Origin of the sequence: Brevibacillus borstelensis, assembly GCF_037834415.1 — a bacterium.
Taxonomy (GTDB): Bacteria; Bacillota; Bacilli; order Brevibacillales; family Brevibacillaceae; genus Brevibacillus; species Brevibacillus borstelensis_A.
This window is the reverse complement of the sequence record NZ_JAUMSJ010000066.1, coordinates 1-10,087: the sequence shown is the minus strand read 5'-3', so window position 1 is coordinate 10,087 and position 10,087 is coordinate 1. Positions and strand designations below refer to the sequence as shown.

At 53.3% G+C, this 10,087-nt stretch carries 11 protein-coding genes; all 11 read left to right on the top strand.

All coding sequences use genetic code 11. From position 1 onward, the window contains the following. Nucleotides 1-257 precede the first annotated feature (257 nt). A complete protein-coding gene (locus Q3F21_RS26465; RefSeq protein WP_340259494.1) occupies nt 258-1,901 on the top strand; it encodes a PhoX family protein in 1,644 nt (547 codons plus the stop codon). A 19-nt stretch (nt 1,902-1,920) separates the two neighbouring features. Continuing rightward, nucleotides 1,921-2,169: a twin-arginine translocase TatA/TatE family subunit gene (gene tatA, locus Q3F21_RS26460; RefSeq protein ID WP_340259493.1), complete on the top strand. Its 249-nt coding sequence runs from the start codon at nt 1,921-1,923 to the stop codon at nt 2,167-2,169. Nucleotides 2,170-2,321: 152 nt separating this feature from the next. Further along, nucleotides 2,322-3,044 (top strand): twin-arginine translocase subunit TatC, encoded by a 723-nt coding sequence (tatC, locus tag Q3F21_RS26455; RefSeq protein WP_340259492.1) that lies wholly within the window; start codon nt 2,322-2,324, stop codon nt 3,042-3,044. A 47-nt stretch (nt 3,045-3,091) separates the two neighbouring features. Next, on the top strand, nt 3,092-3,937 hold the full coding sequence (gene pabC, locus Q3F21_RS26450; RefSeq protein ID WP_340259491.1) for an aminodeoxychorismate lyase: 846 nt from the start codon (nt 3,092-3,094) through the stop codon (nt 3,935-3,937). 63 nt (nt 3,938-4,000) lie between these two features. Then, a complete protein-coding gene (gene folP / locus Q3F21_RS26445) occupies nt 4,001-5,197 on the top strand; it encodes a dihydropteroate synthase (RefSeq protein ID WP_340259490.1) in 1,197 nt (398 codons plus the stop codon). After that, nucleotides 5,190-5,561 carry a dihydroneopterin aldolase gene (folB, locus tag Q3F21_RS26440; protein ID WP_340259489.1) on the top strand — a complete coding sequence of 124 codons (372 nt, stop codon included), beginning with the start codon at nt 5,190-5,192 and terminating at the stop codon, nt 5,559-5,561. Before folP ends, folB begins: the two co-directional genes overlap by 8 nt. Next, on the top strand, nt 5,558-6,088 hold the full coding sequence (gene folK / locus Q3F21_RS26435; protein ID WP_340259488.1) for a 2-amino-4-hydroxy-6-hydroxymethyldihydropteridine diphosphokinase: 531 nt from the start codon (nt 5,558-5,560) through the stop codon (nt 6,086-6,088). Before folB ends, folK begins: the two co-directional genes overlap by 4 nt. Continuing rightward, nucleotides 6,040-6,252, top strand: a complete 213-nt coding sequence (locus Q3F21_RS26430; protein WP_340259487.1) for a helix-turn-helix domain-containing protein — start codon at nt 6,040-6,042, stop codon at nt 6,250-6,252. Before folK ends, Q3F21_RS26430 begins: the two co-directional genes overlap by 49 nt. 95 nt (nt 6,253-6,347) lie before the next feature. Continuing rightward, nucleotides 6,348-7,376, top strand: coding sequence for a tRNA dihydrouridine synthase DusB (dusB, locus tag Q3F21_RS26425; protein ID WP_340259486.1), 1,029 nt, complete (start codon nt 6,348-6,350; stop codon nt 7,374-7,376). A gap of 218 nt (nt 7,377-7,594) precedes the next feature. Next, entirely contained in the window at nt 7,595-8,071 is a 477-nt protein-coding gene (gene greA / locus Q3F21_RS26420) for a transcription elongation factor GreA (protein ID WP_340259485.1), read from the top strand. Between the two features lie 102 nt (nt 8,072-8,173). Next, on the top strand, nt 8,174-9,694 hold the full coding sequence (gene lysS / locus Q3F21_RS26415; RefSeq protein ID WP_340259484.1) for a lysine--tRNA ligase: 1,521 nt from the start codon (nt 8,174-8,176) through the stop codon (nt 9,692-9,694). The last annotated feature ends 393 nt before the right edge of the window (nt 9,695-10,087 follow it).

Genomic DNA, 10,087 nt, shown 5'->3' with positions numbered 1-10,087 from the left:
TTTTTTTGTCGACAGAGGAAGATTGGCACAAACGCAACGATGTGAGACTTCGAACTCATTTGGAAAGCGGGACTTGTGCCCTTTGTGTACCCAGGCTTAGCCAAAAGGCTTGTCACAGCCAAGAGCTTTCTGATTCCACTGTTCCTTCACAGAAAATACAAACCATTTTACGTATTCTTAATCCCGCATTCACAGTAGCTAGACGAACGGCCTGTACAATCGGGAGGTGTAAAGAAGAGACAAAGGAGCGAACGCGAATGGACGTGAACCGTCGACAATTTTTGACCTATCTGGGTGCGGGTACGGCAGCCCTTGCCTCTCTGGCTACAGGAATTCCTGCATTGGCTGCAGGGCAATCGATCTCCGGGAAAACGGCCGATCATCTGTTTGGACTGGAGGACAAAAAGCACAAATTCAATCCCAAGTTCAAGCCGATCGAGCCATCGACCAAGGACGATGTCGTGCTGCCGGACGGGTACAAGTACGATGTGATCGCTGTCTACGGCGACAGAATCAATCAGAACGGGGATACGTTCGGGTTCAATGCCGACTTCACCTGCTTTTTGCCGATCGACGGAAGCGCCAACCACGGCCTGCTCTGGGTCAATCATGAGTACTTGGGCGAGCTGGAGTACTACGTCACCGGCTACGACACGTTGAATGCCGATCCGAAAGCGAACAAGCGCACGGCAGAGCAAGTCCAGAAATATCTCTACGCGCTCGGCGGTTCCGTCGTGGAGGTAAAACGCGAGGGCGGAAGATGGAAGCTCGTTCCGGACTCCAAGTACGGCCGCCGTGTGAGCGGGCTGACCAAGCATGTATTGACCGGTCCCGCCGCGTCCATTGCCAACGAAGTAACCGGAACCTTCGCCAACTGCTCTGGCGGGGTAACCTTGTGGAACACGATATTGTCCTGTGAAGAAAACTTCCAGGATGTCGTTGACGATTGCAGACTGAGAGATAACCGCCACTATGGCTGGGTCGTCGAGGTAGACCCGTTTGACCCTGCTTCCACGCCCAAAAAGCATACAGCCCTGGGACGGTTCTCTCATGAAAATACGGCGATGGTCATCGCCCCTACCGGCCAGCTCGTCGTCTACATGGGCGATGACGCAAACGACCAGTACGTCTACAAGTACGTTTCCAAAGGAAAGTTCAATCCAAGTGCCGGAAAACAGAACTCCAAGCTGCTGGAGGAAGGCACGCTTTATGTAGCCAACTTCGGCAAAGGAAAGTGGATGGCCCTGGATTACGCCTCCAGCGAAGCGCTGCAAAAAGCGACTGACAGCAAAGGAAATGCGTTGTTCGCCTCGCAGGCGGATGTACTCGTCAACTGCCGCGATGCCGCAAAAGCGATGGGAGCGACTCCGATGGACCGCCCGGAAGATGTGGAGGTGCACCCGATCGACGGCAGCGTCTTTATCGCCATGACGAACAACTCCAAGCACGGAAACTTCTACGGACAAATCGTCCGCCTGTTTGAAAAAGACGGCAGCCATGCCGGTCTGGACTTCACCTTCGAAATCTTTGCCGCCGGCGGACCGCAAAGCGGTTTTGCGGCACCGGACAATATGGCGTTCGACAGCGCAGGCAACTTGTGGGTCGTGACGGATATTTCCTCCTCGTCCATGAACAGCGGCATTTACAAATCCTTCGGCAACAACGGCATCTTCTTTATCCCGACAGCCGGAGCAGCCAAAGGAGAGGCCGTGCAGTTTGCTTCCGCGCCAGTAGGTGCCGAAATGACCGGACCGTGGTTTACCCCGGACGAAACCACGCTGTTCCTGTCCGTTCAGCATCCGGGGGAAAACCTGAAGTCTTACGACCAGCCGACCAGCAACTGGCCAAAAGGCGGCAATGCTGTCGCCATGCCGGGTGTCATCGCCATTACCGGCTTCTAAAAAAGGAGTGTAGCCAGCCATGTTGTCCAGCATCGGTATACCCGGGCTTATCCTCATTTTGATCATCGCTCTCGTCATTTTTGGTCCGAGCAAGCTGCCCGAGATTGGGCGGGCCTTTGGACGAACGCTGACCGAATTCAAGTCCGCCGCCAAGGATTTAACCAAGGACGAGGACGACGAGAAAAAGCAGAAAGAAAAGGATGCGGCCGACAAAATGGTCGGTCTAGCTGGCAAGAACGGCGAAGAATCCTTGAATCGAGTCAAGTAAACCATCTGCAGGGGAAGGGTGGTGTGCCGCGTGCGCACTGCCCTTTGCCGCTGCCTGGCAGGATTTTATCGGGCGAACCCAGCCGCAAACCGCATTTGACCATTGTTTTCACCAGGCTTTGTGTACTTTTTCACGACGAGGAGGAGTGAGCCATGGGGCGAGCCATGCCGTTTCTCGAACACCTGACAGATCTGCGCCGCCGGCTGATTATCGTTCTGACTTCCTTTGTCATCAGTCTTCTGACGTGCTTTTTGTTCGTAGACCACATCTATCATTTTTTGGCGAGCCGTTCGGCGGAAAAGCTGGCGATTCTCGGTCCCAACGACATTTTGTCTATCTACATCAAGCTTTCCGCAGTCGGAGCGATTGCCATCACCATCCCGATCACCGCTTATCAAGCCTGGCGATTTGTCGTGCCGGCGTTGACCGAGCAGGAGCGCAAAGTAGCCATGATGTATATACCGGCTCTCTTTTTCCTGTTTTTGATCGGACTGAGCTTCGCCTATTTTGTCCTGTTTCCCTTGATGTATCAATTTGTGCTCGGATTGTCCAACGGCAATTTCGATCTCGTCATTACGGCGAATGACTATTTTACGTTCATGCTGAATATTTGCGTTCCGTTTGGGCTTTTGTTCGAGCTGCCGGTAATCGTGCTGTTTCTCAGCCATCTGGGCATTCTCAATCCGCACCGGCTGGCCAAGCTGAGAAAGCCGGCGTATTTTCTGCTTTCCGTCGTCTCCATCACGATTACGCCGCCTGATCTGGTCTCCGATGTGCTGGTGATCGTGCCCTTGATCGCTCTGTACGAAATGTCGATCGCCATCTCCCGGTTCATCCACCGCAAACGGCTGGAGGAGACCGCACAGCTTGGCTGAGAAATATGGTATGATGCTCTCCAAGAAGGATAGCGGGAGAGAATGCCATGTTCGTATATGTGAATGGAAAGATCGTCCCTGCCGAGCAGGCGGCGGTATCTGTATTGGACCATGGTTTTTTGTACGGGATCGGCTTGTTTGAGACGGTGCGTGTCTATCAGGATCGGCCGTTTTTGTGGGATCAACACTTCGCCCGGTTGTCCGCCGGGCTTTTGGCGTTGCAAATAAGAAACGCCTGGAGCTCAGAAGAGCTGGAGGGGGCTATCCTGCAAACAGCCAAAGCCAATGGACTTGCGGATGCGTACGTGCGGATCAGCATTACGGGAGGCAACGAGGGCGTAGGACTGGTGACGGAAGGGTACGCTCACCCGTCTCTGTTTGTCTTTGCGAAAAACGTTCCGCCGATCGCGCTGCCCCCTCGTCCAAAGCGGCTCCAAGTATTGTCGATTCCCCGCCAGACAGCGGAAGGTCCGGTTCGCTTCAAGTCGCACAATTACTTGAACAATGCCCTGGCCCGTCTGGAGGTCGGAAGCCAGACCGACGTCGAAGGCCTGTTCCTGACCCATGACGGCTATCTGGCCGAAGGGATCGTCAGCAATCTCTTCTGGATTCGGGACGGCAGCATGTTTACGCCTGCTGTCGAAACGGGCATACTGGACGGGGTTACGAGGCGGCACGTGCTGAAGCTGGCGAAAAAGCTGGGCATCCCTGTGCAGGAAGGATTTTACCGTCTGGATGAGCTGGGGAGCGCCAGCGAGGCGTTTGTGACGAATTCCATCCAGGAGATCGTACCGGTGTCAGAGGTGAGTGGAAAAGAGCTGCCCGCTGTTTATGGAAGCCATACACAGGCGCTGCACCTGGCGTACCGGGAGTCTGTAGCGTGCGGTGGGTAATTATGGTATGCTATCTGACAACATGTCAACGAGAGATTCAAGACGCGAAAGGAAGCAAGGCTCATGATTCATAATCCATTCGTGATTCACGCCCAAAACCGCATGGAAGTAGAACAAGAGCTCGCCCGGCAAGGGGTCAAGCCTTCCGACAGGGAGCGCTTTGCCGATGAGGGAGAGCCATTGCAGCTTCATATGGAGAGGCTTGCTTTCGAAGAGGCAGCCTTGCTGCGAAGCGAGATGCGGCTGCTCGGCGGAGACGCTGCCGTACACGACAATCCGGCCCGACCTGATTTAGCCGATCTGTATATCAGAGGCACGCACGGACAATGGCTAGGCTTGCTGGACCGCATCCCGGATCAGACAAAAGGACTGCGGGAAGCGGCTGCGGAGGTGCGGGAGCTGCTCACGATGCGCCGCCAGCTTCAGCAAAGAAAAGCCATCCTTTGCAAAGACCGCGTGCTGCCGCTTGGACAAAAGACGCTTGTCATGGGCATTTTGAATGTAACCCCTGACTCCTTTTCCGACGGCGGCCGGTACACAGATATCGAGCGGGCGGTAGCGCAAGCGCGTGCCCTGGTGGATGCGGGTGCGGACATTATCGATATCGGCGGAGAATCGACGCGGCCCGGATCGGCTCCCGTAGAGCTGGCGGAGGAGCTGGACAGGGTGATTCCGGTTGTTCGTGCGCTTGCCCGGGAGCTTTCCATCCCATTGTCGGTCGATACGTACAAGGCTGAGGTAGCCGATCAGGCCGTTCGCGCTGGCGCCCATATCATCAATGACGTCTGGGGCGCCAAAAAAGACAGAAGAATCGCAGACGTGGCCGCTCAGCATGAGGTGCCGATTATTCTCATGCACAACCGCGAGGATACAGCCTACACCCACTTTTTCAGCGACATGATCCGAGATCTGCGGGAGTCTGTCGCAATTGCCAGGGAAGCGGGAGTCAAGGGCGAGCTGATCATTCTCGATCCGGGCATCGGATTTGCCAAATCGCTGGAGCAAAACCTCGAAGCGATGCGCCGGCTGGATGATCTGGTGGCGCTGGGCTATCCGGTTCTGCTTGGAACGTCGCGCAAATCGATGATCGGGCGCGTCCTGGATCTGCCGGTGGAGGAGCGTGTCGAAGGGACTGCCGCTACGGTAGCGTTGGGCGTAGCGAAAGGCTGCCATATCGTCCGTGTCCACGACGTCAAGGAAATGAAGCGAGTGACCGCCATGATGGACGCGATGTTGAAAGGGGGCGGCCTGATTGGATAAAATTTATTTTAATGGGATGTCGTTCTACGGTTATCATGGGGTGTTCGAAGCCGAGGCCAAGCTGGGACAGCGGTTTTATGTCGATCTAGAGCTGTTTTTGGACTTGTCCCGGGCAGGGGCGAGCGACGACCTGCATGATACTGTGAATTACGCCGATATCTTTGATTGTGTGCAACAAATAGTAGAAAAAGAGCGTTACAACCTGGTGGAGGCATTGACTGCGCGAATTGCGGATCGACTGCTGCAGGCGTTTCCGTTTTCAGAAGTAAAAGTCAAGGTGACAAAGCCTGATCCGCCGATTAACGGCCACTATGATTCGGTTGCCATCGAGATAAGCCGCAAAAGAGAGGATCGTGCCCAATGACGGTGTGTGCGTATTTGGCGCTCGGCTCGAACATGGGCGATCGGGCGGAGAATTTGCGGCAGGCAGTAAAAAAACTGCACGGACGAGAGGGGATTTCCGTCGTTCGGATTTCACCTGTATACGAAACCGAACCGGTCGGCTTTGTCGACCAGGAGGCGTTTCTGAACATGGCTGTTGCTGTAGAAACGGACCTGACTCCGGAAAAGCTGCTGGAGAGTGCACTGGCGGTAGAACAGGAGCTGGGACGAGTGCGCACGATTCGGTGGGGGCCACGCACCATTGACATCGATGTGCTGCTGTATGGAGACATGGCGCTGGACCGCGAGCATCTGACCATCCCTCATCCGGCAATGACAGAGCGGGCCTTCGTGCTCGTTCCTTTGCGCGACGTCTTGGAGGGGGACATGCTGCCCGTGTTTAACCGGCCTTTAGACGATTTCCTCAGGTTGTTGCCGGAAGATGACAAGGGGGTACAAAAATGGGGAACAATCGCCTGGGAAACCGGATCCGTTCATTCCGCAAACTGAAAGGCTTGACCCAGCAGTCGCTGGCGGAAAAGATGGGCGTCTCGCTGTCGTTTGTCGGATCGCTGGAAAGAGGGACGCGCACGCCGACCGAGCCTGTGCTGCGGAAGATCGCCAGCACTTTACAGGTTGATTATGAGGAATTATGTGCTATAAATAATAAATAACTTTTTCTTGGGGCTCTGCCTCTCCATCCACTCGTCAGGCCGTGGTGTGCTTGCGACTCCCTGCGGAACTGCGGGAAAAGGAGGTTGAATGATAGATGAAAATCGGAAACATCGAGTTGAAAAACAACGTCGTTCTTGCTCCGATGGCAGGGGTGTGCAACCCTGCGTTTCGTTTGATTGCGAAAGAATTTGGCACCGGTCTCGTCTGCGCCGAAATGGTTAGCGACAAGGCGATCGTGCACGGAAACAAGAAGACGATGGATATGCTGTATGTCGACGAGCGCGAAAAACCGCTAAGCCTGCAGATTTTTGGCGGCGACAGGGAAACGCTCGTCGCTGCGGCGAAACATGTCGATCAATATACAAACGCGGATATCATTGATATCAACATGGGGTGCCCGGTTCCCAAAATCGTGAGCTGCGACGCCGGTGCAAGGCTCTTGCTGGATCCGGATAAAATTTACGAGGTCGTTTCCGCTGTAGTGGACGCCGTAGAGAAGCCGGTTACGGTGAAAATGCGCCTTGGCTGGGACGAGGAGCATATGTACGCCATCGAGAACGCGCAGGCTGTGGAGCGCGCGGGCGCCCAGGCTGTTGCGGTTCACGGCCGTACCCGCGTGCAAATGTACAAGGGGAAAGCGGATTGGGACTGGATTCGCCGCGTCAAGGAAGCCGTCTCCATTCCGGTCATCGGGAACGGTGACGTGGCTACGCCGGAAGACGCTCGCCGCATGCTGGATACCACCGGCTGCGACGGTGTGATGATCGGCCGCGCCGCCTTGGGCAATCCGTGGATGCTGTACCGGACGATTCAGTATCTCACTCGCGGGGAATTGCTGCCCGAGCCGACTCCGCGTGAGAAGATGGAGATTTGCATGCTGCATGCGGAGCGCCTGATCGCCTTGAAAGGACCGCGCGTAGGCGTGCTGGAAATGCGCAAGCACGCGGCCTGGTATCTCAAAGGCTTAAAGGGATCGACCCATACCAAAAACCTGATCAATGCTGTTGAGACGGAAGAAGAGCTTCGCCGCGTCCTGACAGAGTATGTCGATTGGGTGGAAAACCATGCAGACGATGTGGATGACGAAGCGGCTCTGCCCCGGGAAGAAGCGGTCAGTTACTAAGGGTATCCTAAACATTGACAAGGGTTCCTTCATATCCTATAATACGTCGTATTATCGGGACGTAAGCTGCCAGTTTGCTCTGGCAGCTTTCCCTATGACAATTGGAGTCGACAGCTTGGCATTCACGTTCTGCCTGTATATTGTATAGAGCATCTACATATAATCCTTTGTACTTTACCCAGTGCGAAAGGAATTATTTTAAACGGGGGAATTGAACCATGTCGGAAAAAGAAGTGATTCTTACACCAGAAGGTCTGGCAAAACTCGAGCAAGAGCTGGAAGATTTGAAAACGGTTAAACGCAAGGAAGTAGCAGCACGGATTAAAGAAGCGATCAGCTATGGAGATATTAGCGAAAACTCCGAGTACGAAGAGGCGAAAAATGAGCAGGCATTCATCGAGGGGCGAATTCTTACCCTGGAAAAAATGCTTCGCAATGCTCGCATTATTACCAACGAGGACGTGGACACCGGAGTCGTAAGCGTAGGGTCCACAGTCAAGCTGAAAGATCTGGAGTTCGGAGACATCGTGATGTACACGATCGTGGGTTCGGCTGAATCCGATCCGATGAACAATAAAATCTCCAATGAATCTCCGGTAGGTCAGGCGTTGCTCGGAAAAACAAAAGGGTCTATCGTCGACGTGCAGGTTCCGGCAGGCGTCATCCAGTACGAAATTCTCGATATTAACTTGTAATTGGCTGAAACAAGGCGTACCTTGAAAAAAGGGTACGCCGTATCGCTATTTATCCAGTCATCCAAATCGTCACCAAGGTTATGGTAAGGAGTGAATGAGGCTATGAGTAACGAGCAAGACCTGCAGGAGCAAGAACAGCAGCAGGAGAGTCTGCATGAGTTGCTGCAAGTGCGCCATGACAAAATGAATCAGCTTCGCGAATGGGGGCTTGATCCATTCGGGAAGAAGTTTGAACAAAAGGATCACGCGGCCGATATCGTCAGCCGCTTTGCTGAAAAGACCAAGGAAGAGCTGGAAGCGGAAGCGCCGACGGTCTCCATTGCCGGACGCCTGATGGCCAAACGGGATATGGGGAAAGCGAGCTTCGCTCAGCTTTTGGACCGCTCCGGACAAATCCAGATCTACGTCCGGCTGGATACAGTCGGCGAAGAGGCGTTTAAAGTATTTAACATAAGCGACATTGGCGATTTGATCGGCGTCAGCGGCGTCGTTTTCAAAACAAAGACGGGCGAGCTTAGCGTAAAAGCGAAGGAGCTTACGTTCCTGACGAAGTCGCTCCGTCCGCTGCCAGAAAAGTACCACGGTCTCAAGGACATCGAGACCCGTTACCGCAAACGCTACGTCGATCTGATCGTCAATCCCGAGGTTCGCGACACATTTATCACAAGAAGCCGGATCCTCACCTCGATGCGCCGTTATTTGGACAGCCTCGGTTTCCTTGAGGTGGAAACCCCTACGCTCCATGCGATCGCTGGAGGGGCGGCAGCTCGTCCGTTTATTACCCATCACAACGCGTTGGACATGCAGTTGTATATGCGCATCGCCATCGAACTGCATCTCAAGAGGCTGATTGTCGGCGGGTTGGAGAAGGTGTATGAGATCGGCCGCGTATACCGGAATGAAGGGATTTCTACCCGTCACAACCCGGAATTTACGATGATCGAGCTGTATCAGGCATATGCCGACTTTGAAGACATCATGAATTTGACCGAACAACTTATCGCCCATGTCGCCCAGGAAGTTTTGGGAACCACCAAGGTTCATTATCAAGGGCATGAAGTGGATCTGACACCGAAATGGCGCCGCGTCCACATGGTCGATCTGGTCAAGGAGCATGTCGGAGTCGATTTCTGGAAGCATATGAGCGACGAAGAAGCCCGGGCTCTGGCAAAAGAACACGGTGTGCAGGTCGAACCGCACCATACCTTCGGCCACGTGGTAAACGAATTCTTTGAACAAAAAATCGAAGAGACACTCATCCAGCCTACTTTCGTATACGGCCATCCGGTGGAAATCTCGCCGCTGGCCAAGAAAAACGAGCAGGATGAGCGGTTTACCGATCGCTTTGAGCTGTTTATTGTCGCCAGAGAGCATGCAAATGCATTTACCGAGCTGAACGACCCGATTGACCAACGGGAGCGTTTTGAGGCGCAGCTCTTGGAAAAAGAAGCTGGAAACGATGAAGCGCATGAAATGGATGAAGACTTCATTGAAGCGCTGGAATACGGTATGCCGCCTACAGGTGGACTGGGGATCGGAATTGACCGCTTGATCATGCTACTTACCAATTCGCCTTCGATTCGGGATGTGCTGTTGTTCCCGCATATGCGTGCCCGCGATTAAATTCGCATAGATATTGAAGACAGTACAAGAAGAGCCGTTCATGTAATTGCATGAGCGGCTTTTCCATTTATTTCACTTGCACAGTACGTTTTGAAGTGATATATTAAATCTCGTTCTCGTTTTTGCGAGTTCTTCTCGAAAGAGCGAGTTCTTCACAAAAAGAGAATGATACAAAAAATTACCTCTTGCCTATCTAGTGCAAACGTGATAGACTTTAAAAGTCGCCTTGAGGGAAGGTTGTTAATAAAAAAACTTATTGACAAACGAATCTCAGATTGATATAATAAAGAGGTTGTTTCAAAAAAGGTGCTCTTTGAAAACTGAACAGCGAAGCGTTTTTATAAGTGAGTAAATCACAAGCCTAGCAATTTCTTTCTTGAAGTCAAAGATGTA

Excerpts from the sequence above, each read along its gene's own strand:
- Q3F21_RS26465 (WP_340259494.1), top strand. The coding sequence starts at position 258 with ATGGACGTGAACCGTCGACAATTTTTGACCTATCTGGGTGCGGGTACG.
- tatA (WP_340259493.1), top strand. The coding sequence starts at position 1,921 with ATGTTGTCCAGCATCGGTATACCCGGGCTTATCCTCATTTTGATCATC.
- tatC (WP_340259492.1), top strand. The coding sequence starts at position 2,322 with ATGGGGCGAGCCATGCCGTTTCTCGAACACCTGACAGATCTGCGCCGC.
- pabC (WP_340259491.1), top strand. The coding sequence starts at position 3,092 with ATGTTCGTATATGTGAATGGAAAGATCGTCCCTGCCGAGCAGGCGGCG.
- folP (WP_340259490.1), top strand. The coding sequence starts at position 4,001 with ATGATTCATAATCCATTCGTGATTCACGCCCAAAACCGCATGGAAGTA.
- folK (WP_340259488.1), top strand. The coding sequence starts at position 5,558 with ATGACGGTGTGTGCGTATTTGGCGCTCGGCTCGAACATGGGCGATCGG.
- Q3F21_RS26430 (WP_340259487.1), top strand. The coding sequence starts at position 6,040 with ATGGGGAACAATCGCCTGGGAAACCGGATCCGTTCATTCCGCAAACTG.
- dusB (WP_340259486.1), top strand. The coding sequence starts at position 6,348 with ATGAAAATCGGAAACATCGAGTTGAAAAACAACGTCGTTCTTGCTCCG.
- greA (WP_340259485.1), top strand. The coding sequence starts at position 7,595 with ATGTCGGAAAAAGAAGTGATTCTTACACCAGAAGGTCTGGCAAAACTC.
- lysS (WP_340259484.1), top strand. The coding sequence starts at position 8,174 with ATGAGTAACGAGCAAGACCTGCAGGAGCAAGAACAGCAGCAGGAGAGT.